The sequence below is a fragment of the Paenibacillus sp. FSL R7-0189 genome, from assembly GCF_037969925.1.
Taxonomy (GTDB): Bacteria; Bacillota; Bacilli; order Paenibacillales; family Paenibacillaceae; genus Paenibacillus_AQ; species Paenibacillus_AQ odorifer.
The window spans coordinates 1,043,712-1,066,580 of the sequence record NZ_CP150223.1; the positions used below are offsets into that span (position 1 = coordinate 1,043,712).

20 protein-coding genes and 1 pseudogene are annotated in these 22,869 nt (G+C 44.5%); 5 read left to right on the top strand and 16 right to left on the bottom strand.

Annotated features, from left to right (window positions below):
- Positions 1–193 precede the first annotated feature (193 nt).
- Positions 194–1,195 carry a lipoate--protein ligase gene (locus tag MKY63_RS04430; RefSeq protein ID WP_076104829.1) on the top strand — a complete coding sequence of 334 codons (1,002 nt, stop codon included), beginning with the start codon at positions 194–196 and terminating at the stop codon, positions 1,193–1,195.
- A gap of 90 nt (positions 1,196–1,285) precedes the next feature.
- Here the strand turns inward: MKY63_RS04430 and MKY63_RS04435 are convergent, their stop codons facing one another.
- The 6 genes from MKY63_RS04435 to MKY63_RS04460 all read right to left on the bottom strand — a co-directional run bounded on the left by MKY63_RS04435 (position 1,286) and on the right by MKY63_RS04460 (position 8,425).
- The gene (locus MKY63_RS04435; protein WP_339811679.1) at positions 1,286–2,113 is read right to left on the bottom strand and encodes a carbohydrate ABC transporter permease; all 828 of its coding nucleotides are present in this window, start codon (positions 2,111–2,113) and stop codon (positions 1,286–1,288) included.
- A 30-nt stretch (positions 2,114–2,143) separates the two neighbouring features.
- A complete protein-coding gene (locus tag MKY63_RS04440; protein ID WP_038569153.1) occupies positions 2,144–3,019 on the bottom strand; it encodes a sugar ABC transporter permease in 876 nt (291 codons plus the stop codon).
- Positions 3,020–3,127: 108 nt separating this feature from the next.
- Complete coding sequence (locus tag MKY63_RS04445) at positions 3,128–4,459, bottom strand: extracellular solute-binding protein (RefSeq protein ID WP_052096834.1); 1,332 nt, start codon at positions 4,457–4,459, stop codon at positions 3,128–3,130.
- A 189-nt stretch (positions 4,460–4,648) separates the two neighbouring features.
- The gene (locus MKY63_RS04450; protein WP_280752590.1) at positions 4,649–5,848 is read right to left on the bottom strand and encodes a response regulator; all 1,200 of its coding nucleotides are present in this window, start codon (positions 5,846–5,848) and stop codon (positions 4,649–4,651) included.
- A complete protein-coding gene (locus MKY63_RS04455) occupies positions 5,841–7,652 on the bottom strand; it encodes a sensor histidine kinase (protein WP_339811684.1) in 1,812 nt (603 codons plus the stop codon). Before MKY63_RS04455 ends, MKY63_RS04450 begins: the two co-directional genes overlap by 8 nt.
- A 59-nt stretch (positions 7,653–7,711) precedes the next feature.
- Positions 7,712–8,425, bottom strand: a complete 714-nt coding sequence (locus MKY63_RS04460; RefSeq protein ID WP_076128159.1) for a metal-dependent hydrolase — start codon at positions 8,423–8,425, stop codon at positions 7,712–7,714.
- A 228-nt stretch (positions 8,426–8,653) separates the two neighbouring features.
- On the opposite strand from MKY63_RS04460, the gene MKY63_RS04465 reads away from it, so the two are divergent.
- Positions 8,654–9,601: a DMT family transporter gene (locus MKY63_RS04465; protein ID WP_248547848.1), complete on the top strand. Its 948-nt coding sequence runs from the start codon at positions 8,654–8,656 to the stop codon at positions 9,599–9,601.
- Positions 9,602–9,613: 12 nt separating this feature from the next.
- On the top strand, positions 9,614–10,417 hold the full coding sequence (locus MKY63_RS04470; RefSeq protein WP_038569149.1) for a Cof-type HAD-IIB family hydrolase: 804 nt from the start codon (positions 9,614–9,616) through the stop codon (positions 10,415–10,417).
- Between the two features lie 71 nt (positions 10,418–10,488).
- Here MKY63_RS04470 and MKY63_RS04475 read toward each other — a convergent pair whose 3' ends face one another.
- The 7 genes from MKY63_RS04475 to cysT form a co-directional block, all read right to left on the bottom strand.
- The gene (locus MKY63_RS04475) at positions 10,489–12,273 is read right to left on the bottom strand and encodes an ABC transporter ATP-binding protein (protein WP_339811689.1); all 1,785 of its coding nucleotides are present in this window, start codon (positions 12,271–12,273) and stop codon (positions 10,489–10,491) included.
- 17 nt (positions 12,274–12,290) lie between these two features.
- The gene (locus tag MKY63_RS04480) at positions 12,291–12,872 is read right to left on the bottom strand and encodes a GNAT family N-acetyltransferase (RefSeq protein ID WP_339247007.1); all 582 of its coding nucleotides are present in this window, start codon (positions 12,870–12,872) and stop codon (positions 12,291–12,293) included.
- Positions 12,873–13,185: 313 nt separating this feature from the next.
- Positions 13,186–13,971, bottom strand: coding sequence for an MBL fold metallo-hydrolase (locus MKY63_RS04485; protein WP_076215749.1), 786 nt, complete (start codon positions 13,969–13,971; stop codon positions 13,186–13,188).
- A 139-nt stretch (positions 13,972–14,110) separates the two neighbouring features.
- Positions 14,111–15,178, bottom strand: a complete 1,068-nt coding sequence (locus MKY63_RS04490; RefSeq protein ID WP_051491203.1) for a sulfate ABC transporter substrate-binding protein — start codon at positions 15,176–15,178, stop codon at positions 14,111–14,113.
- A 318-nt stretch (positions 15,179–15,496) separates the two neighbouring features.
- A complete protein-coding gene (gene cysA, locus MKY63_RS04495) occupies positions 15,497–16,561 on the bottom strand; it encodes a sulfate ABC transporter ATP-binding protein (protein ID WP_076104838.1) in 1,065 nt (354 codons plus the stop codon).
- A 1-nt stretch (position 16,562) separates the two neighbouring features.
- Positions 16,563–17,360 carry a sulfate ABC transporter permease subunit gene (locus tag MKY63_RS04500; RefSeq protein ID WP_036681745.1) on the bottom strand — a complete coding sequence of 266 codons (798 nt, stop codon included), beginning with the start codon at positions 17,358–17,360 and terminating at the stop codon, positions 16,563–16,565.
- Positions 17,357–18,172, bottom strand: a complete 816-nt coding sequence (gene cysT, locus MKY63_RS04505) for a sulfate ABC transporter permease subunit CysT (protein WP_076128166.1) — start codon at positions 18,170–18,172, stop codon at positions 17,357–17,359. The genes MKY63_RS04500 and cysT overlap by 4 nt, the downstream gene beginning before the upstream one ends.
- Positions 18,173–18,380: 208 nt before the next feature.
- Between cysT and MKY63_RS04510 the strand changes: the two are divergent.
- Positions 18,381–18,780, top strand: a pseudogene (locus tag MKY63_RS04510) (secondary thiamine-phosphate synthase enzyme YjbQ).
- A 146-nt stretch (positions 18,781–18,926) separates the two neighbouring features.
- Here MKY63_RS04510 and MKY63_RS04515 read toward each other — a convergent pair.
- The 3 genes from MKY63_RS04515 to MKY63_RS04525 all read right to left on the bottom strand — a co-directional run bounded on the left by MKY63_RS04515 (position 18,927) and on the right by MKY63_RS04525 (position 21,646).
- Positions 18,927–19,508, bottom strand: coding sequence for a TetR/AcrR family transcriptional regulator (locus MKY63_RS04515; protein WP_036681739.1), 582 nt, complete (start codon positions 19,506–19,508; stop codon positions 18,927–18,929).
- A gap of 3 nt (positions 19,509–19,511) precedes the next feature.
- Entirely contained in the window at positions 19,512–20,144 is a 633-nt protein-coding gene (locus MKY63_RS04520) for a YigZ family protein (protein ID WP_076128170.1), read from the bottom strand.
- 146 nt (positions 20,145–20,290) lie between these two features.
- Complete coding sequence (locus tag MKY63_RS04525; protein ID WP_036681734.1) at positions 20,291–21,646, bottom strand: glucose-6-phosphate isomerase; 1,356 nt, start codon at positions 21,644–21,646, stop codon at positions 20,291–20,293.
- Between the two features lie 235 nt (positions 21,647–21,881).
- On the opposite strand from MKY63_RS04525, the gene MKY63_RS04530 reads away from it, so the two are divergent.
- Positions 21,882–22,784, top strand: a complete 903-nt coding sequence (locus tag MKY63_RS04530) for an NAD(P)-dependent oxidoreductase (RefSeq protein WP_076218826.1) — start codon at positions 21,882–21,884, stop codon at positions 22,782–22,784.
- The last annotated feature ends 85 nt before the right edge of the window (positions 22,785–22,869 follow it).

Sequence of the window (22,869 nt, forward strand, 5' to 3'; positions counted from 1 at the left end):
ATATGTATGTCATTGCCACCATTATTGACTCTTTGCCGGAAGAACGTCAATGCTTTCGCAGAAGGAACCAGCTAAATCCCCTGCTTCCCCCAAACCGACATGAATCTCAAAGATGTGATCTCTTTTGTTAAAAAACCGCTTTTGGTTTAAAATGAAGGTTGTAATCAATTTTGCTGCGACGGAGGAATTCACTATGCTTTTTATTGATAACACAGGGATTACTGACGCATCCATCAATTTGGCGATTGAGGAATATGCGCTGAAGCACTTGCCGATGGACGAGAGTTACCTGCTTTTTTATATCAACAGCCCATCCATCATCATCGGGAAACATCAGAATACTATCGAAGAAATTAACCAAGAGTATGTAAAAGATAATAATATTCAGGTCGTACGTCGTCTATCCGGCGGTGGAGCTGTTTATCACGATCTTGGAAATTTGAACTTCAGCTTTATTACCAAGGATGACGGCCAATCCTTTCATAACTTTTTGAAATTCACCCAACCGGTCATCGATTACCTGCAAAGCATGGGCGTTAACGCCGAGCTAAGCGGAAGGAATGATCTGCAAGTTGGTGAGCAAAAGATTTCCGGTAACGCTCAGTTCTCCACACGCGGACGTATGTTCAGCCATGGTACCTTGATGTTCAATCTTAATTTAGATGATGTACAAGCCTCTCTAAAAGTGAATCCAGAGAAGTTTAAATCAAAGAGCACCAAATCCGTACGCAGTCGTGTAGCGAATATCAAAGAGCTGCTGGGTACAGATATGACGATCGAGGAGTTCCGCGCCGGCCTGCTGCGTTCGATCTTTGGCATGGATTCTTCTGAGGTTCCTCAGTACAAGCTGCAACAAGCCGACTGGGACAAAATTAGCGAGATCTCCAAGGAGCACTACCAGAACTGGGACTGGAACTACGGTCTGTCACCAAAAAGCAACGTTAAGCACACGCGCAAATTCCCTGCCGGAATTATTGATATTCGGATGGATATTGAAGATTCCCTCATTAAAGACATCAAAATCTATGGTGACTTCTTCGGAGTCGGTGACGTAGTAGATGTTGAAAATGCACTTCGTGGCAAACGTTATGACGAGGCTGAGGTTAGAGAAGCATTAGCTGATCTCGATTTGAAGCATTATTTCGGTCGTATTGAGCCGGAGGATTTTATCGGATTGGTCTTCCTAGAGGAATAGGATGAATTCACTGGTCATGATTTGAATCAAAAAGAGGACTCCTGCGCATTCGCCAGAAGTCCTCTTTTGCATGAATTAATACTCTTCGCTTTATCCTTTTACAGCAGATCCAACTGTCATTGCCCGTTCCACCTGCTCACTAAAGAACAAATAGACAATAACCATTGGCAGACTCGCCATCGTCATAACCGCCCCCATGCCACCCCAGTCTGTGCTGTATTGGCCTTGGAAGAACAATAGACCCAGCGGCAGTGTTTTCATCCCCTCATCAGAGATCAGAATATAAGCCAGCAAAAATTCATTCCAGTTGTTCAGAAATTGAAAAATGGCTACTGTTGCGACAGCTGGCGTTACAACCGGCACAATAATCTGCAGAAACATCCGGTATACATTCGCGCCGTCCATACAAGCGGATTCCTCCAGCTCCCCAGGGATACCCTTCATAAAGCCGTAGAATACCAGACAAGAGAACGGCAATCCAATGGCGACATAAGGAACAATCAGCCCACCGTAGGTATTAGTCAGATGTAAATCCCGTACGAGTATGGCAAGTGGAATCATAATTACCTGCAGCGGCATGAACATTCCGATCGTCATATACAATCTGATCCCTTCACGGAATCTCCACCGCAGCCGGGAAATTGCGAATGAGAACATCAGCGATAATATGATAATAAGTAGCGTTGAAATCGTAGAGACTACCAAGCTATTCGTAAAATATCGTGGTATATTGAACTGTGACCAAGCGGCCACATAGTTTTCAATCCGGAAATTAGTCGGAAATCCGAAAGGGTTGGTGACAAAAATCTCGTCGTTATTTTTCAGAGAATAAGAAATCATCCATAATAGCGGATAGATGGAAATGATAAAATAAATCCATAAGGGAAGCTGTATGAGCAATGCTCTCACTTTTTTCATAACGTTCCTTTTCCTTTCCGGCGTACTGCCTTATGCTTCATTTCGGTCAAATGTCTTGTTGATAATAATGGTGGCCAGAAGCGACAGAAGGACAAGCACAACCGATACCGCACAGGCATAGCCGTAGTTGCTTTCCAAGAATGCATAACGATAAATCATAAAGGTAAGCGTATAGTTACTCGTTCCCGGTCCGCCGTTAGTCATAATCAACATTTGTACAAAAGCACCGATTCCTGAAGTAATGGCAATGATCAGACAGAATTTGAACGTCTCCTTCATCATTGGAATCGTCACCTTACGATGCGCCATCCATTTGGAGCAACCGTCAATCGTGGCAGCTTCCATGTACTGCTCAGGGACAGATTTAACCCCCGCATATAAAAGACTGAACTGGTAACCCATGAACTGCCAGGCATTAACAAAGGCAATCGCAATTATGGATGTGGTTGGAGAAGTGAGCCAGTTTTGTTGATAAGGAATATGCAAAATTTCAAAAAGCCTATTGATCAATCCGTTATTCGGATCATAGATGGCAATCCATAGCTGACAAACAACCGTAACCGACAGAACTACGGGGATAAAATAAGCTGTTTTCAACAACTTACGCCCTTTGATTCGCGGATCGGCACAGGCAAGCGCAAGAATGGTTCCCAATCCGATCTGAAATACAGCGAGTACCAGTGCAAAAATAAGGCCGTTACGAAGTGATGTCAAAAGCAATGGATCATCAAACATCTCTACATAATTGGACAAACCGTTAAAAGTAGCCGTACTGAGCCCGTCCCACTCGAAAAAGCTACGATAAAACGATTGAAGCACTGGATAGATAATCACTACGCTATAAATCAACAGAGCGGGAAGCAGAAACAGCATTATGGCTTTCTTATTACCTAAGTATTTATGCATGCGGTAAGATTCCACTCCTTCCTTGCCAAGCTGCTCACCCGATATAAGGGCTCGATCCGGGTAAGCTGCAGGGCATGGACCAATTTTTATTTATTTTTATTTCTCTAATTATTTATTTTCTTTGTTCAGCACACGGTTCATGTTATCCGTGAACTGCTTAGCCGAGAATCCTTCGATCAACATATTTTGTGTATTGTCGTCCAGTGCATTTTTAATTTGAACACTGCTTACCGCATTAGCGTAACCTTTCACGTTTGGCAGCACTTCTTCAGCGATTCTTTTCATCATGGCAGGCACTTCACCGGTCATTTCTTTATCCACTTTAGTCGCTACGATCGGGCTACCCAGCTGTGTATATTTGTATTCGCTATATTTTTGTGCGATAAAACTAGCTACTTTCACTGCAGTCTCTACATTCTTGCTGCTTGGAGAAACTGCAAAGCCACCAGGACCTCCTGCACCGTTAATGTACATTTTGTTGTTCTCATAAGTCGCTTCGTCCTTAGCTGGCCAGTACATCCAATCCACTTTATCCCCAAGCTTCTCAGCACTGCTGTAGATTTCCCACTGACCGTTGACGAACATGCCAGCTTTTCCTTGGTAGAACAAAGATGAAGCTTGATCATAATTGGTATTCGTAGCATTGACGTCGAACAGGCCCGCTTCTTCCAGCTTCTTCATTTGTTCTGCTGCTGTTACATAAGGCGAAGGCAATGTTGTCGTTCCCTTCGTTTCGAGTGGGCCAAACCCTTTCGTCTCCTCACGAGTCACAAGTCCGCTATAAAAAGAAGTAGTGATCCATTTCTCCTTCGCGAAAATTGAGAGCGGTGTATACCCTGCTGTAGAAAGCTTCTTAGCCGCTTCAGCCAGCTGATCGATCGTCTTGATCGGCATCTCGATGCCTACCTCTTTAAAGATATCCTTGTTGTAAAACAACATTTGGAATTCAATTCCCGTATACGGGAATGCGTATACATGACCGTCTGGGGCAATCAGACGGGACTCATTCCCTGTGTTTAGATTCGCTTTGAAATCTTTGGTGGCTTGGTATTCATCAAGCAGCTCGACATTTTTAGATTTGGCGAAGGTTTGCAGCGTAGGCCAGTCTGTTTCATAAATATCCGGCATGTTCCCAGTCGCGGCATATGTTTTCAGCTTCTGGTAGCCATCTTGAACAGCCTCATCCAGTACAATCTCCACCTCCGGCATTTCCTTTTTTAATTCCTCTACGGCATAATCAAATGGCTTTGAAGTATCTTCGTCAAAATGCTGTGCATAAATTTTTATTTGAATTTTCTTATCGGTATTCCCAGCGGTCGTATTGGAACCTTCAGAGGTTGAACCACCGTTTCCGGCATTGTTACCACCACAGGCTGTAAGTGAGAAAGCTAAGGATAAAACGGTTGCAACCCCCAGTGTTCTGAATAACTTGTTGCTCATAATGAATCCCCTTTCTGATGCTCTATTTAGTGGAGCTAGTTGAAACCGCTATTTGTTAGCGTTTTCATCGTCCTGTTTCTATTATATTTGAGCCTTGAAGACCCAAAAAGAGCCATATCGGGCACAATCGGTAATAAACAGGACAAAATGAAAGCGGCCTCACCAGAGAGCCGCCACCAAATTTGTTTATTAAATTTCATTATTAACGCCAATATGGCGGGAACGGGCAGCCAGCTGCTCAAATTCAGACGGCGGCATGCCATAGTGTTTTTTAAAGCATTTACTGAAATAATTCGGATCATTATAGCCAACTTTACCGGCGATTTCGGACAGTCTCACATTTCCTCCAGCAAGCAGTTCCTTGGCCTGCTTCATACGAGTATAGGTAATGAAATCAAGTACAGAGATTCCACCTTCTTTTCGAAAAACCTTCCGTAAATAGCTGGTATCTACATACACGCCATTCGCCACCTGGTCAACTGTCAGCTCACAATCGGAATAATGCTCCCGGATGTACTCTTTGGCGGCAATGAATAAATTGTACGACTTAGAGGGGCGGTGCTCACGACCTTGATCAATGACTTTACTGTACAAGCCTTTTATCCAGCTTTCGGTCTCATCCCAGTTATCCATCTCCCGTAGCCGCTGCTCTGATGAACCTGCTGGTTTCCAGAGACTTTCCGGATTGATCCCTCTTTCTCCAGCATAGGCAAGGCAAAGGGATACTATACTCATTAATAGAGTAAAGGAATAGCTGCCTCCCCCTCTCTGGCGTCGTAGAATCTCAATTAATTTGCTTATGTCCTTCGCCGCTGCATCGCCATCCCCCATCTTTAACGCCATCAGCATGGCATCCTGAATTCCAAGATGAGTGATTTCTTTGGATGGAAAGGAGAACTCCTCTATCCCTTCAGAGGAATTCTGCTCGTCCATTTGGAGTGGAAAGAGCTTATTGGAAGCCGTTCCTTCTGCAATTATTTCCGGCTTCCCAGCTTTGCGTGCACCTATTTTATGTGACTGAAGGCGTTGCTTCACCTTGATCATCATCTCGTTAAACTCTTGCTGGTTAAACGGTTTCAATAAATAATCTTGTACACCTAAGCGAATCGCTTTTTGCGCATAATCAAATTCATTGTGCCCTGTTACAAAAACAATCAGCATATCAGGAGCATTGGCCTGTAACCGGGTAACCAGCTCCATACCGTCCATATAGGGCATGCTAATATCCACTAAAGCCAAATCAGGTTTCGTCCGTTCCGCTTCTTCCAGCGCTTCTCTGCCATTTGACGCTTCACCACAGACACTGAAATCATATTTACTCCAATCCAGCTTGGTCCGCATATAATAACGAAACAGCGGCTCGTCATCTACAACCATCACTTTATACATCTATGCTGCCCCCCTGCGCTTCCGTTCCGGGAATCGTCATTTTCATAACAGTACCCTTTCCCAGTTTACTTTCCACCGATAGGCCATATTGTTCTCCAAAATAAAGCTTAATCCGTTCATGAACGCTGTATATACCAATGGATGCCGGTTTTCCTTCTCGTGAGCGGTATTCTACAATCCGGGACACCTGCTCCTCGGACATGCCAACACCGTTATCCTCCACGGTAATGATAACTTCTCTTCCGTGTGTATAAGCCTCTATTGAGATAAGCCCCTGACTACCCTTTGTTTTTAATCCATGGTAGATTGCATTCTCTATGAGTGGCTGTAGGGACAATTTGGGTACCTTAACTTCTTCGAGAGATTTCGGGATATTAATCTCGTAACGTAATACGTCGGGGTTGCGAACCTGCATAATAGCCAAATAATCAGCTGCATTTGATACTTCCTCGGACAGTGGAATAACCTCGTTTCCTTTGCTAAGAACAACCCGATAGAAGTCTGCCAGTGCCTTGGTCGTATCCCGAGCTGCTTCATTAAGCTCCAAATCGTTGAGTACATAAATCGTATCCAGTGTGTTGTACAGAAAATGTGGTTTGATCTGGGCATGAATCAGAGCTAGTTCATATTCACGTTTCCGGACTTGTTCGTTCGTAATCGTCCGCATCAGCTCCTGGATACGACCAACCATGGAATTGAATACGGTGGAGATCAACCCCGTCTCATCCTCTGTAGTCACTGGTGAGGTGACATTCAGATCGCCTTCCCTTACTTTACGCATCGCCTTCGTCACCTGAAGAAGCGGATTTACGATAATCTGTGACAGCTTTCCTGCAAGCAGCAGAGACAGTAACAGGCATCCAATTCCCACGAATATAGTTAACGTTATATTACGGTGAATATCAGCGGTTAACTTTTGCAGCGAAATGGTATTCACAAGCTTCCAATTCAGCTTATCATAATACGTCACAGTGACCAGCTCTCGCCCGCTCCCCCTGCCGATAATTTCCGAGACAGAGCTTCCCGTCTTCCTAAGACTATCGTTCAGTCTGTCCTCAGGCTTCAGTAAGAGCTTTGATTTATCAGGTGTAGACACGGTCCTTTGCGTTCCGTCTACTACAAAATATTTCTTGTCCGAAGAGGTTTCTCTAGCGGTTTCCAGAAAAGCAGAGAGAGCATCTTCTTTTACGTTCACAAATAATGTACCTATTAGGTTGCCCGTTTTAAGATTGTACACGACTTTACTTAGTGTGAGCACCGGAACTGCCGGATCACTAACCAGATAATCTCTCTGTTCCATGGGAAGCCAACGGTTAACCCCGTAGCTGCCTTTTTCTTTAGCCTTCTCCAGCATATCGCTGGTGAATACCTTCTGTTCGTTAGGATTACCGTAGGCGTAAGAGGAATATATCTGCCCTTCCGTATCCACAAATACAGCAGAGTCGACATCCGGAAAAATAATCAGATCGATAGAAAGCTGGCTCTGCATTAAATTGCGAAACCGCGTCTGCTCCACTGTCGAGGATAACAACGGACGTTCAGCATACATCCGATGGATGTCGGTAGTTATAATGTTAGCACTACTCTCCGTATTTTTTACAATCGTATCTATTTGCTGCATGATGAGCTTGGATTCATCTTTAAAATTGTACTTAGCCTTTTCGATCATCGAACGGCTGAACATCTGTCCTGAGAGCAAGCCTAAAGCAAGCAATGGAAAAATGATCAACGGTATAAAAATAAGGATAATTTTATTACGAATCTGCAATCTTCCAAACCACTTCACTAAGGAATCCCCCCGCATAACAGCCGCCTCCTGTGTGTTCTAGCGGTAATTCATTATGTGCTTCATATCCGTAAATCTCAAGGAGAAAGTATAAATACATATACAACTAGGGCTAGTGTCAGCAGGATAAAAACATTCTCTACAGCTCCACCTTTTTTCGTGCCTGTACTCATTAGCTTTAGACGCAGCTTAAATGGAATGGGCGGCAGGGGCGTAATTCCCCTTTGGGTGAGAGAGTCGGCCAATAGATGAAGCGCATAAGACATGCCGCCTGCTATCCATAGACTGCCACCATCCTGTATACCCGATGAAGCAAAATACAATAAAGTGCTCCAGCCTGCAACAGCATATAAGGTATGAGTCAATCCACGATGCGGGACAAGTGATGTAACTACGAGTATACAAGCTACTATGTAGTTCCAAGGATCATATGCCCCTCCGTATGCAAATACCGCAGTAGCGATTAGTACCATCACCAGATGCCGCAGCTTTCTTCCCGGCAGGAAAGTCACACTCCCCACAAGTAGGGCCAGTACAATATTCCAAGGGCTTTCAACGATTCCTGCAAAATAAAGATAAATCGCTGCTCCTATCAAAGCAACCTGTAGTACCCTGAGCAGAAAGTCAGGAATCGCCTTGCGTACCAGTAACGAATTCGGTTCATCAATGTCTGGCAGGAGCGAGCTTAATGCGGCGACGGCAATAACCGGGATTGTAATCTCATGGGCCATCAAACTCATAACAGATAGGGTAACCCCGGTGCTGATAATTAAATGGGATCTGCCCATCATAGTGAAACCGCTCCTTTCTAAGATGCAAAAACAAGAACAAATGTGCGGTTATCGAAGTATATCAAGACCCGGTTTTTTTGTCTACATAAAACGCTGAAATCGCTTAGTATATAAGCCTTTGCGCGATTTCTATCTTGTCCTCCCCATGAATATACGATACAATTTGGACAACTTGTCCTTGTCGTCTACATAGAGACGGCAGCTGCTGAAGAAAGGATGACCTAAGTAGTGAAGCGTTCCCGTATAGCCGATTCCAGCCTGCTATTGGTGGCGATGATGTGGGGATGTACCTTTCTGATTGTACAAAATGCTGTCAAGGTATTGCCACCGCTCGCGTTTAATAGTATCCGCTTTATGGGCGCTGCCCTGTTGCTGGCTCTAATCACAGTTATTTTTTACCGCAAGGATTGGAAACAGCTAAGTTTCCGCATGGTACGCGATTCTCTGCTGCTTGGCCTTTTTTTGTTTATGGGCTATGGCTTTCAGACGATGGGACTTCTATATACAACAACCTCTAATACCGGCTTTATTACCGGGCTATCGGTTGTCCTAGTTCCCTTTCTGTCTCTTGCCCTATTGAAGCATGCGATTTCACGATACACTTGGTTCAGTGCGGCACTCGCCGCAATCGGGCTTTATCTGTTGACCTTCACGGGCTCTGCATTATCCTTGAATAAAGGCGATGCCTTGATTCTTCTGTGTGCCATAGCTTTTGCGTTACAGGTAGCCTATACTGGCGTTTATGCACCTCATTATCCGGCGTTGCCGCTAGCTACTCTGCAGCTTGCTTTTGTTGGGCTGTTCAGTATTGCTGCCTCGCTTATTTTTGAAGGGGCAACACCGCTCGCCCACAGCGGGGAGCTGATTAAGGACCCAGATGTGCTTTGGGCTCTGCTGATCTCCATCGGGCCAACCAGCGCTTTTGCCTTCTGGATTCAAACCGCCTGTCAGAAATATACTACCCCATCACGGGTAGCCATTATTTATGCCACAGAACCGGTATTTGCCGTTCTGACGGGTTTAGCCTTTGGCGGGGAAACACTCGGGTTGTCCGCTCTGCTCGGTTGTGGTTGTATTCTGGGGGCTATGCTTATGGCAGAGCTGAGCCCGGAACCGGGTCAGAATCAACATAAGAAGAGTTATTTTTCCAAATTACATCTATTTAGAAAGAGATAAGGAGAGAGACAAATGTACAAATTGATCGCGATTGATATTGATGACACTCTGATTAATGATGACAAGGAAGTAACACCTGCTACCCAAACTGCGCTTGAAGAGGCTGTTGCCGCAGGTGTTGTTGTAACCCTTGCTACAGGCCGTGCTTACGCTTCCGCTCAAGCCATTGCCCGTCAAACTGGACTAAACGTACCTATCATTACTTACCAGGGTGCACTCGTTAAGAACTTGCTCGATGAAAAAGTACTGTATGAGCGTTACGTCCCGCAAGATGCAGTCCGCAAGCTGTTCACTTACTGCGTGGAGCATAATCTGCATCTGCAAACTTACATTGACGACAAGCTATATGCCCGTGAAGACAACCAAAAGATCAAAGACTATACGGACTTGAATAAAACGCAATATTTTATTGAGCCTGACTGGGAAAAGCTTGTCCCGCAAAAAACACCAAAAATGCTAATTATCGATGATCCTGATTTCTTGGATGAACTGGCTCCAATCCTGCATGAATTGCTTGGTGATTCCGTGCATATTACCAAATCCAAACCACACTTCCTGGAAATCATGCATCATGAAGGAACCAAGGGCATTGCACTTGAATTCCTAGCCAAACATTACGGCTGTGAGCTTTCCGAGACTATCGCTGTAGGTGATTCTTGGAACGACCATGAGATGCTGGAAGCTGCCGGACTTGGCGTCGCTATGGAGAATGCTATTCCTGCTCTGAAAGAAATTGCTGATTTTGTGACCTTAAGCAACAATGACGATGGCGTGAAATATGCGATTGATAAATTCATTCTTAATAAAGTGAACTAAACTTCCTTAAGCAAAAGGGTGCAGCAACGCCATATTTCATGACGTTGCTGCACCCTTTTTTATTCCAACACTCAAACACCTGTAGAAGCTAATTCCACTTTCTCGGGTCCCATTCCACTCTCTTCTTCCTGCTCTAGCTGAGAATAGTACAGATCATTATATCTTCCTTCAGCAGCAAGCAGTACATCATGCGTTCCACTCTCCACAATTTCACCATTCTCCATCACGAGAATGATATCAGCGTTCTGAATCGTAGATAAACGGTGCGCGATAACGAGTGTAGTTTTGTCTCCCATTAGTTTACGAATGGCCTGCTGCACCAGTTTTTCTGATTCATTGTCAAGTGCAGCAGTAGCTTCATCCAACAGCAGAATAGGAGCGTTTCTCAGAATTGCTCTTGCAATGGAAAGCCGCTGACGTTGTCCCCCGGACAGTCGTGAGCCTTCCTCACCAATATCAGTATCCAGTCCCTCAGGCAATTCCATTACAAAATCATAGGCATTCGCTTTTCGCAAAGCTTCCAGAATTTCTTGCTCATCCGCCTCTGGATTTCCATTCCGGATATTATCACGAATGCTTCCCGTATAAAGACCTGCCTCTTGCGGCACATAGGAAAAATAACTTCTAAGCTTAGCCAGACTCATCTCGTTGATCCGATGCCCATTGATTATTACTTCGCCTTCATCGGGTTCATACAATCCCAGCAATAGTTTGAAAAGCGTAGATTTACCTCCACCACTCGGTCCCACAACCGCCATCTGTGTTCCTTTTTGAAGCTCTAAGCTGATCTTGTTTATACTTTGTCTCTCTGCTCCCGGATACGAGAAAGAGATCGACGACATTACCATACTCTCAAATTCTGGTTGCTTTGTCTCCACTTCTGGAAGGGTCTCAACCTCCACCGGGCTATCCAACACCTCAAAGATCCGTCCCGCCGCCCCAAGTGATTGCTGCATCGAATTGATCAGTCCCGGCAATGACGAGAACGGCATCACTAAATAATTCATGAGCTGGATGAAAGCAATCATCGCACCGACCTCAAGTGATCCTTTTGCCACAAAATAACCAGCCACGACCAGCGCCAGAAGAAACGTAAAGTTTCCCAGAAAAGAAGAGAATGAGCCAGTAGCTCCCTCAATTCTTCCCCGCTTTAATTCTTCAGAAGTAATATTCTCACTATGCTCCTGATACTGCTTCATTAGTCTGCGTTCAATGCTAAAGGATTTAAACACCATACTACTGCCTAGAATGTCATGTAAAAAGGAAGTAATCTTACTCATATTAGTCTGAATCTTCACACTGTTCTCACGCATCGCTGAACCGAAGATTTTTCCCGTAAGGAACATCAAAGGCCCCATTGCAAAACAGATCAATGCCAGTAACCAGTTAATATAGAGCAAATAACCAAAAGCCGCGAGGGCTAGTAAAGGGTTACGGATTAGATCAATCATTACCTCGCCTGCAGCATTACCAACAGATTGATTATCATTAGTAAAGCGGGACAATAAATCCCCGGAATGATTACGGTCAAAATAAGACTGAGGAAGAGCTAAGGCATGCCGCATCATATCCAACCGCAGCTCATTTCTGATCTTGACAGAGATTTTATTTTTGAAATATCGATCGATGAAACCGTTAATTGCACTCACTAATAAGTAGATTAATCCAAAAATAACCAGCCCTTTAAAAGCTTTCACATCGAGTCTAACCGCAGCATCCGTAATTACTGAGAGCAGCCAAGCAATCGTTAAATCCAGAACAATCCCAAATAAAGTCGTAAATAATAAAATCGTATACAAAAGCTTGTGCCTTAACATATATGTACTTAATCTTGAAAATACGCCTTTCTGCTTCAAAGAACCAGCCCTCTCACTTAAAATTCTATACCTCTAACCTTAGCGAACACCTTATTATCATGCCGTTCCCCGTCATACCCAAGACTCGCACTGCGCAGGATCCCTTCCAGTATAAAACCCGCACGTTCGGCTACCGCGGCACTTTTGGTATTTCGTGCACTACAAAAGATTTCGAGACGATTCGCCCCTAGTTCCTGTATGGCAAAATTGGTGATTCCATTTACGGCTTCTGTCATATATCCTTTGCCTGCACAGGCACTCCGGATCCAATAACCAATCTCAAAATTGCGGAGTTCCCAGTTTAGATGATGCAGGCTAATGCAGCCGATAAAACCCTCCGTATCCCTTCTAAAAATACGCATATGTAGCTTATCCCTTTTTAGAAACTCCAGTCTGCCTTCTCTAGTAACTTTCTCTGATTCTTCTAATGTGGGTATTACTTGAGCAAAAGCCATCCAAGGTCTCAATTCATCTATACTTTCACGGATAGCCTCATTCATGCTAACTCCATCTCCCCATAAAGGGGCACGAATGAGCAGCCTCTCTGTTTCAAAACTCTCGGGAAAATCAAGCAGGATTGGATCCTTGGAGTCAGCCACTTCATACTCCTCCTTTGGCGATGATAATTATTCTAAATATGTAAAAATAATACGATATGCTTTTTGATTATATAGTATATATCGGGATCTGAATACTGAATGCAATAGAAATCACAAAAGGAACATCAACAGGCTGAAGTTGCCCGAATGATGTCCCTTTTTGATTTAGTGAATATCTCAACTAAAGCGGACCACTCCATTTATTGGCTTGAAGAGTTCATTAAACATATTCAACAAGGCGGAATATAACAGGTTTAAATAGGATCATGAAAACTTCCTTCCAGCAAAAGGGAGTTTTCTTTTTATCTAAATTTCAGCTGATCTCCGAAGATCCTAAGGGTATTCTCATCCCCGTCTCGGCCAGCGTAACATTTTCCGGTAAAATATATGATTTTCTCATATCCACATCATGCGACATATGGGTATAGATTGCCTTTTGAGGCTTCACAGTTTGCAGCAGCTCCGCAGCTTCCGTCATATCATATACAGAACGAGTGGATAACTCCGCTGCTTCGTAATAAAAGCTTGTACCTAAGACCAGCAAGTCAGCTCCATGCATCAGGCGTGTCTCTTCAGCTCCTAGAGAAATGGAATCTGGACAATACACCCATACATAGCCCTCCTTCTCCAGACGAAAAGCATACGAGTATCCATTTTTGCCATGGTTAACTTTCCAGGTATCTATTGTCCAGCCGTCTAGCTCTATGCCTTCATCACAAGGAATCATCTCGATCTGATTGCGCAGCCATGGATATTGCCGCTCAATAATCGGAATCACTTCTGCTGGGGCATAGAGCTGGCCTTTATATCCCATCCAGCGGCAGGCATCCGCCCATTCCGGCAGCCCACCAATATGGTCAAAATGAGCGTGCGTCACCAGCAGTCTGCGCATATTTCGCACTCCCTGCGCTTCCATCTGACGCCGCCAGTCAGGCCCACAATCGATCACTAAAAAGTCACTGCCATTATCTATAAGTACAGAAGAGCGCAGGCGAATATTTTCCCCCTGTTCCCTTGCCTCTGTACAGGTCTCACAGCTGCAATATACCCGAGGAACCCCCATGGCATCCCCTGTACCCAAAAACACCAACGTATCCATCTGTTATCTCTCCTTCAGGTTCTCTTCAACGAAGTCTTAAATCTAAATTACCCTTTCTCTATCTTAAAGAGACCCACCAAAAAAAGCCATCCCCACCACAGAAGAACTGCTGGGATGACTCTTTTGTTATACCTCTACCTTATATTCCGGCAAGTACCTGATACCAAATTCCACGCTTGGAATAAAGTGAGCTTCGCACCTCATCCCAGCCTCCTAAATAGTTAATATCAAAGAGGCCCGCCGGATCAGGGTAATCGCTTTTGTGCTCAGCATAGACTTTTTTATCCACGGGACGAAAGCCATATTTTGCAAAGATCTCTTGTGCCTGTGGGGTTATCAAAAAATCAACCAGTGCTTCTGATGCTATGCGTGTCCCATGCTCATCCGCATATTTCTCTACAACAGCCGCCGGATTCTCAATCAGAATTGTATTTTTAGGAATAATAACTTCGTATTTGACTCCCTGAGCAATCCGCGCCAGCAGTTCGTTTTCATAGGTGACAATTACATCCCCCACTCCATACTCGAAGGCTGCCATAGAAGCGCGGCCACTTTTATCCAAAGACTCTACATTGGCATGGATACTTTCCAAAAAAGCTTTGGCTGCTGCTGGATCCTTTGCGCCCTCCTGCTCCTCTGACAGCTTAAGACCAGCCCCATAGATCGCGTTGATATCCCATTGCGCACCACCAGAGGTCTTAGGGTTGGGATATAACACTTTAATCCCCGGCTTGGCTAAGTCCGCAAAATCGCGAATGCCTTTGGGATTTCCCTCGCGGGTACCAAGAGCAACTACTGAACGTGTCACCATACCTTGTTCACCCTGCTCTTTCCATGTTGACGCTACGAGTCCAGCCTTAACTAGCTTCTCGACATCACCTTCCATGGCTAGCAGCGTCACATCCGCTTCAAATCCACCTACAATCGCTCGTGCCTGTGTCCCTGAAGCCTCATAAGACTCCTGAAAACTAATATCCTGACCCGTATCCGCTTTCCACTTCGCAGCAAATAACGGCAAAATATCCTGCATTGCATCCTTAGCCACACTGTATGCGCCAATTACCAGCGTAACATCCCCTTGCTTCGAAGGCTCTGCCATCGTCGTAACTGCCTTCTCATCCCCGCAACCGACTGCTGTCAGCGTGAGTATGGCCAGCATTAGGGCAGCAAAACATCCGTGCAGTTGTCTGCTCCTTTTGAAATTCATTGCGGCCCACATCCTTCGAGGTAATGATTTTTAATATTTCCTTGAAAGTAGCTCTATGGCTGAAACTTAAAATTCAAGTAACCAACGTTCGTTATTTGCCGTAATTACGTGGAATGTTTGGACTTTCGGCCGCTGTTGTTCCCAGATTTATTGATTTTATATTCTCAGCGGATTAAATCCGGAAACAAAGGCGGTCGCTCCGCTCCTACAGTTCCAAACTTCCACTTCATTACTTCTTACCTTCACATCAGTTCCTCTAATCCTAGCTCCTCACATTTCGCTACTATCAAAAAAAATTGAAAATCATTTTATTTATTTTTAAATAAAAATCGGCATTGGATCTTCTTTCAGGTTGTTCTCCTGGATCCAGCTGCGCTCATCATTAAACAGATAAGCCCGATGTACCAGTACTGAGATTTCCTGACCCGGCTGCAAGGTTTCTTTCTCCAACGAACGGTAGGTGACCAGCTTGTGGCCATTTACTTCAACCTCAACGAGCCATTCGCTGCCGCGGAAATGCAGATGTTTCACAACACCTTTTTCCGTGGCAGAAGCCATCTTGAACTCATGCAGGTTACCCACTTCAATATATTCAGGACGAATCAGCGCTTTGGTAGGTTTTCCGTCCCCCGCACCTGTAAAGCCTTTAACCTCAGAAGCGTTCTCAATCAGCGTAGATTCGCCGATAAATGTTGCCACGAACGGTGTTTTGGGTTCCTTGTAAATATCCCACGGGGTACCCTTTTGTTCCAAACGTCCTTGATTAATGATCATAATTTCATCCGCTACTTCAATCGCTTCATCTTGGTCATGGGTTACGAAAATAGAGGTGATACCTACACGCTCAATCAGTTCACGCAGCCAAGCGCGCAGCTCCTGGCGGATCTTCGCATCAATAGCGGCAAAAGGTTCATCTAAAAGCAGCAGCTGTGGTTCAGGCGCAAGCGCACGTGCAAAAGCCACACGCTGACGTTGTCCCCCTGATAGCTGATGCGGATAACGTTTCTCGAACCCTTTTAACCCTGTAAGCTCCACAAGTTCCATAACACGATCGCGGATAGCTGTTTTGTTTGCCTTTTTAACCTTTAGGCCAAAAGCGATATTATCAAATACAGTCATATGTTTGAAGAGTGCATAGTTCTGGAAGACGAAGCCAATCCCACGTTCTTGAGGAGGAAGATTGTTCACCGTTTGACCATGAAAGATAATCTCTCCGGTATCCGGTGACTCCAGTCCCGCCAGCATACGTAGAATTGAGGTTTTCCCGCCTCCACTTGGGCCGAGCAATCCAATCAGGTGACCTTTTGTAATGGTGAAATTGACGTCCTTGACCGCATGAAAATCTCCAAAATGCTTGTTTAACCCCCGCACTTCTACATGCATATTACTGCACTTCCTTTCTTCTCTTGGTCCATTCCATCAACAGCAGCAGACCTGCGGAAAATGCAGCCAGAACTAGCGCTATTCCTCCAGCAGCCGTCACATTAAAATTCTCAACATCCTGATAGACTAAAGTTGTCGCTGTCTGGGTTTTGTTCATAATATTCCCCGAAACCACGAGCACCGCGCCGAACTCTCCAAGTGAACGTGCCACCGTAAGAATGACACCATACACAACCGCCCAACGAATCGAAGGCCAAGTTACCTTCCAAAAAATAGTCCAGCTACGAGCGCCCAATGTCGAAGCCGCTTCCTCCTGCTGTGAACCAATCTCCTGAAGCACCGGCATAACCTCACGCACCATTAAAGGAAAGGTAACAAATAAAGTGGCAATGATCATCCCGGGAATCGCATAAACGATCTTTAGTCCAATCCCCTCAAAAATCGCTCCCAAGGTACTATCGGGCCCCAGCAACAGGACAATCATCAATCCTCCGATTACAGGGGATACCGCGTAAGGCAAATCTACAATACTGTTCAATAATCCTTTTAGACGCTTGCCGATCCAGTTCGCCCGAACAAGATACAGAGCCATCATAATACCGAACAATGTATTTAATAACGTAACTACTATCACAACAAGCCCAGTCATCATAAGCGCATGCAGCGCTTCAGGCCTAGTCAGAGCATTCCAGAAACCACCAAATCCTTCACTAAAAGCACCCATAGCCATTTTTCCTAATGGAGCAGCAATGAGCAGAAAAAACACTAAATAAGTAAGAGCAATCCATAATTTCCTCATGAGCGTCTCCCCCGCATCTGCAGCATATTAATCAGCCAAAGAATGAGAAAGGATAAGGTCAAGAGAATAACAGAAACCGCAGCGGCGGAGACCGGATTATCACTTTCAACTTCACCAAAAATAAAAACAGAAGATACAAGCGTACGGCCCGGAATATTACCTGCGACGAGTACCACTGCACCAAATTCCGCAAGTGCTCTTGAAAATGCGAGCATCCCACCACTGATCATCCCAGGCGCCATTGATGGAAGAATAACTTGCCAGAATACCCTTGCCCCCTTGGCACCCATTGTATAAGCTGCTTCCTCTTCGGATGGATCCAACTCCTCCAGCAAGGGCTGAACCGCTCGAATCACGAATGGAAACGTCACGAACACCATAGCAATTACGATAGCCGGTTGATGAAAAACAATTTCAAATCCAAGTGCCTCAGCTGCTTTGCCGATAAGGCTCCCTGGTCCAAGCAGCAGTAGAATCATCAAACCTCCGACAGCTGTTGGCAGTGCAAAAGGTAAATCGACCAGACTGTTTAGCAGCGCTTTACCAGCAAATTGATAACGAATAAGGACCCAAGCAATCATAGTTCCTAACAAAACATTAATTAAAGTGGCGAAAATCGCCAGCTTTAAGGTTAGCAGCACCGACTTCCAAGCAATTGGATCGCTGACGCTTTCCACAAAATTGCCAAAACCAAGAGAAAAAGAGTTGTAATAGACCCCGAGTATGGGCAACACGATCAATACTACAAAATAGAGCAAAATTGTAGTTCGGAAACCCCAAGTCCAGCCTTTGTGTCTAAGTAGCGAATTCAATGATTTTTGCCCTCCCACCTCCGGATAACCGGTCGGTATACTAACCAAAATCCTCATTAATTATTCCTATTTATATACTTGGTTTTATATTATTACTACTTTACCAAATCCTTCTCACCGCCGTCAATTACTTTCAAGTGAATTTGGGTTAAAATATATGTATCAAAGGTACACTAAAAAATGGCACCTCACAGGAAGGGGATTGATTATGTTGCATACTCTGGAGATCACTACTACAAAGCGGGATGAATTACGTGATATTACTCGGGAAGTCATTTCTTATGTAAAAAAGTGGAGTTCAAGACGGATTGATTGTAGTTTATTGTCCTCATACCACTGCTGGTATTGCTATTAATGATAATGCGGATCCTGATGTGAAGCATTATGTTCTGATGCGTTTGGATGAGGTCTACCCTTGGGAGCATCCGAAGTATCGGCATGCGGAAGGCAATACTGCCTCTCATCTTAAATCTATTACTACCGGGCCTTCCCAGACCCTGATCATCCACGAAGGTGAATTAATTCTCGGTCGTTGGCAAGGTATTTATTTCTGTGAGTTCGATGGACCTAGACGCCGGCAATGTTTCTTAAAAATAGTAGAGGGATAATAAACATACAAATGGCCGCTTCCGTTATCGCTGCGGAGCGGCCATTTAGACTATAACTAGAGTCTAGCAATACTTTCATCAAGCAGAGAAGCAGTGTTATACCAATGCACAGCTTTAAAGTGAAGATCTATAAAAAAAACAGCATGTTAAAGGCTGCGACATAAAACCTTTATATGAGCTAACGCTGCCTCTTTCACATCGTCAAACGATACTTTGTCCTGGATATAATAAGAAATAAATCCGTGTGCAGACAAGAACATTGTTAACGGCACATTCTGCCAGTCCTCAGACACATATCCCTCTTCCTTCATATGACGGCGCACAATACTGGAGAATAAATCAAAACATCGTCCCTGTTCTGCTCTACAATAAGCTAGCAATTCCTCATCGCGAATCATGAACATAATTTCATATTGATAGGGATGATCTATTCCAAATCTAATAAATTCCATAATCAGCTGTTCTACCCTTGTCATTCCTTCTTCAGGCGGTTTATTCATCACTTGACTGAGTAAAGCAGCCACATGATTAAAATCCTCTACAACAATAGCGTAGAACAACTCCGCCTTTTCCTTGAAATGATAATAGAGAGAGCCGTGGCTATATCCCAAATGCTGACCAATACTTCGCATTGAAATTGCCCGATACCCTTTGGTTATAAACAGATGCCTAGCGGCCTCTAGAATCCTTTCCCTCGACAACTCCTGCTCCACTGCTCTCCTTGCCATATACTAATCCCCTTCGCTGTAGTAAATCCGCCGCCCTTCTGTTATCAGGGCTTGCCCTTGGGTTAGATCTGTTATCCATGCCATAAAAGTCTCACCCTCATCATTTCGCGGCAAACATAACAACGTTACTTTGTCGGTGAACAAAGTCTCGCCAGTCTGAATCCCTCTTCCTCGAAGTTCGTTCTCAACCTTGCCCAGCCAAGTGTACTCGATCTCTACGAATACCTCTCGTCTCAGTACACGGGTGATTACTTCTCCTGCTTCAAGCGCAAGCACTGCTCCATCCGTATAAGCTCTAATCAGCCCACCGGCACCCAGCATAATGCCTCCGAAATAACGGGTCACTACGATTGCGACATTTTTAACTCCCTGATTGCGGATTACTTCCAAAATCGGTTTGCCGGCTGTACCACTCGGCTCCCCGTCGTCCGATTGCCTCTGGATTTCGTCTCTCTCCCCAATCACATAAGCAGAACAGTTATGCGTTGCGTTCCAATGTTTCTTCTTGATGTCCTCGATAAACAACAAAGCTTCTTCTTCATTCTCCACTGGCATAACATGACCAATGAAACGAGATTTACGGATCACAACTTCCTTTGAGCCGGAAGAGCGGACCGTTTGATATTGTTCTAACATAATTATTCCAGTCCTTATTTACATATGATGTCTTCATATAATGTCAGGAGCAGTCCCGGTATTGGATTACCTATGGACTGCTCCTGGTGACTTACATTAGTATGAATGTTCTGTGATTAATAGCTATTGTAAAACCTACTGCAATACTATTCAGTAAGTCTTGCTTCCAGCTCTGCTTTTTCTTTTTCGTAACCTGGTTTGCCAAGTAATGCGAACATATTTTTCTTGTATGCTTCTACGCCTGGTTGGTCAAATGGGTTAACACCGAGCAAGTATCCGCTGATACCGCAGGCTTTTTCAAAGAAGTACACCAAATATCCAAAGGTGTATGGTGTTTGATCAGGAATAGTAACGATAAGGTTAGGTACTTGACCATCTGTATGTGCAAGCATTGTACCTTGGAAAGCTTTCTTATTCACGAAATCCATAGTCTTTCCTGTTAAGAAGTTCAAGCCGTCCAGATCATCCGGATCATTCTCAATCGTAACATGATGAGCTACTTGATCTACTTGGATAACCGTTTCAAAAATGTTGCGGTTACCTTCTTGGATAAATTGACCCATGGAGTGTAGATCTGTGGAGAAATCAACGGAAGAAGGATAAATTCCTTTGAAGTCCTTACCTTCACTTTCGCCAAACAATTGTTTCCACCACTCAGATACAAAGTGTAAGGAAGGTTCATAGTTGACGAGGATTTCAGTTGTTTTACCTTTACGGTATAGAGCGTTACGAACTGCAGCATATTGATAAGCTTGGTTAGTAGCTACATCTGGATTGTTGAACTCATCCGCAGCGGCAGCAGCACCTTGCATCATTTCTTCAATGTTAATGCCAGCTACAGCAATCGGCAGCAAGCCTACAGGTGTCAATACGGAGTAACGTCCGCCTACATCATCTGGAATGATGAAGGATTCATAACCTTCTTCAGTTGCCAATTTCTTAAGGGCACCTTTTTCCTTGTCTGTAGTAGCGTAAATGCGTTTACGAGCTTCTTCCTTGCCGTATTTCTTCTCCAGAGCAGCGCGGAAAATGCGGAAAGCAATCGCTGGCTCAGTAGTAGTTCCAGATTTGGAGATTACGTTCACGGAGAAGTCTTTACCTTCTACTAGATCAAGCAGATGCGTGATGTATGTAGAGCTAATGTTATTACCAGCGAAATAAACTTCTGGAGTTTTGCGTTTATCTTTAGAAAGGTTATTGTAGAAAGAATGCGATAGCGCCTCAATAGCTGCGCGTGCTCCCAGATAAGAACCTCCGATACCAATTACAATCAGTACCTCGGAATCGCTTTGGATCTTCTTAGCAGCTTGTTGAATGCGAGCGAATTCTTCCTTATCGTAAGCTGTCGGCAGATCGATCCATCCAAGGTAGTCAGAGCCTACACCAGTTTTGTTATGCAACTGTTCGTGTGCTAGCTTAACTGGGGCGGCAAGGTTGTCGATTTCTTGTTGGTTAAAAAACGAAAGAGCTTTTGTGTAGTCAAAATTAATCTTCTTAGACATCGGTAATGGTAACCTCCTGTTTTATCTCTTTAAATTTAAAACCGTTTGTTACAACTTTATAATTAGGATACTTTAATTTGCCTTGACTGGCAAGGTCTTAGGGCACATAGAGGGCATTAGAACCAAGTTTTCCAAAGTTCCTTGGAAGCGTTTCCTGTATCAAAAGACATAGGTGTGCTGTGGTGCTGGACAAAGTGCCGTGATAGAATAAAGAAAACGGAAGGTGGCTATATAAATGAAACAAATCGGTTTTATCGGACTCGGAACAATGGGTGCGCCTATGGCCTCCAATTTGCTACGTGGCGGCTTTCAGGTTACGGTATACAACCGAACGGCAGCCAAGTGTAAACCTCTTGAAGCAGAAGGTGCCCAGACTGCTCTCACGCCCCGCGAAGCGGCTGAGGGTAAGGATGTTATTATTACCATGATCAGCAATGATGATTCGGTTCGTGAAGTGTTTTATGGTCAAGATGGTATTCTTGATGCTGTGAAGCCTGGTGGACTAATTATTGATTCCAGCACAATTTCACCCGGACTAGTTCGTGAGATTGCCGCTGCTGTAGAAGCACGCGGTGGACATTTCCTAGACGCGCCAGTAACTGGAAGCAAACCAGCAGCGATTGAAGGAACCTTAGTGTTCATGGTCGGCGGTAGTGCTGAGGTCATAGAACAACATCGTGATATCTTTGATACTTTGGGTAAGAAGCTGCTACATATGGGTGAGAACGGCAGCGGCGCTGTGGCCAAGCTGGCTCACAATGCTATGGTTGGTATTCATAATGTTGCCCTAGCCGAAGGATTCGCCATTGCTGTTAAATCAGGCGTACCAGCAGACAAGTTCCTGGAACTGGTACAACTTGGTTCTGCGGGCAGCAAACAAGCTGAGCTTAAAGGCCGTAAAATCATAGAAGATGATTTCAGCAATCAATTCTCCCTCGCTCTAATGCTTAAGGATTTGAAGCTTGCCTCTGCCCACAGCGATGCAACAGGCGTTCCTTCTCCTATGCTGGGCTTGGCTAAAAGCATGTTCCAAGCTGGATTCACCCAAGGTTATGGTGAAGAAGATCTCTCTGCCGTAGTAAAATGTTACGAAGAGTGGATCGGCCAAAAGATGGGTGCAAATGTATCCAATAAATAAATCCAAGAGCTCAAAACCTACTTCATAAGAACATTTACGACCGCCTCGCACATGATATTGCGATGCGGTCTTTTCTTTATGGACA

Excerpts from the sequence above, each read along its gene's own strand:
- MKY63_RS04430 (WP_076104829.1), top strand. The coding sequence starts at position 194 with ATGCTTTTTATTGATAACACAGGGATTACTGACGCATCCATCAATTTG.
- MKY63_RS04500 (WP_036681745.1), bottom strand. The coding sequence starts at position 17,360 with ATGAGGAAATTATGGATTGCTCTTACTTATTTAGTGTTTTTTCTGCTC.
- MKY63_RS04485 (WP_076215749.1), bottom strand. The coding sequence starts at position 13,971 with ATGGATACGTTGGTGTTTTTGGGTACAGGGGATGCCATGGGGGTTCCT.
- MKY63_RS04445 (WP_052096834.1), bottom strand. The coding sequence starts at position 4,459 with ATGAGCAACAAGTTATTCAGAACACTGGGGGTTGCAACCGTTTTATCC.
- MKY63_RS04455 (WP_339811684.1), bottom strand. The coding sequence starts at position 7,652 with ATGCGGGGGGATTCCTTAGTGAAGTGGTTTGGAAGATTGCAGATTCGT.
- MKY63_RS04460 (WP_076128159.1), bottom strand. The coding sequence starts at position 8,425 with ATGATGGGCAGATCCCATTTAATTATCAGCACCGGGGTTACCCTATCT.
- MKY63_RS04515 (WP_036681739.1), bottom strand. The coding sequence starts at position 19,508 with ATGGCAAGGAGAGCAGTGGAGCAGGAGTTGTCGAGGGAAAGGATTCTA.
- MKY63_RS04470 (WP_038569149.1), top strand. The coding sequence starts at position 9,614 with ATGTACAAATTGATCGCGATTGATATTGATGACACTCTGATTAATGAT.
- MKY63_RS04490 (WP_051491203.1), bottom strand. The coding sequence starts at position 15,178 with ATGAATTTCAAAAGGAGCAGACAACTGCACGGATGTTTTGCTGCCCTA.
- MKY63_RS04530 (WP_076218826.1), top strand. The coding sequence starts at position 21,882 with ATGAAACAAATCGGTTTTATCGGACTCGGAACAATGGGTGCGCCTATG.
- cysA (WP_076104838.1), bottom strand. The coding sequence starts at position 16,561 with ATGCATGTAGAAGTGCGGGGGTTAAACAAGCATTTTGGAGATTTTCAT.
- MKY63_RS04440 (WP_038569153.1), bottom strand. The coding sequence starts at position 3,019 with ATGCATAAATACTTAGGTAATAAGAAAGCCATAATGCTGTTTCTGCTT.
- MKY63_RS04520 (WP_076128170.1), bottom strand. The coding sequence starts at position 20,144 with ATGTTAGAACAATATCAAACGGTCCGCTCTTCCGGCTCAAAGGAAGTT.
- MKY63_RS04525 (WP_036681734.1), bottom strand. The coding sequence starts at position 21,646 with ATGTCTAAGAAGATTAATTTTGACTACACAAAAGCTCTTTCGTTTTTT.
- MKY63_RS04450 (WP_280752590.1), bottom strand. The coding sequence starts at position 5,848 with ATGTATAAAGTGATGGTTGTAGATGACGAGCCGCTGTTTCGTTATTAT.
- MKY63_RS04435 (WP_339811679.1), bottom strand. The coding sequence starts at position 2,113 with ATGAAAAAAGTGAGAGCATTGCTCATACAGCTTCCCTTATGGATTTAT.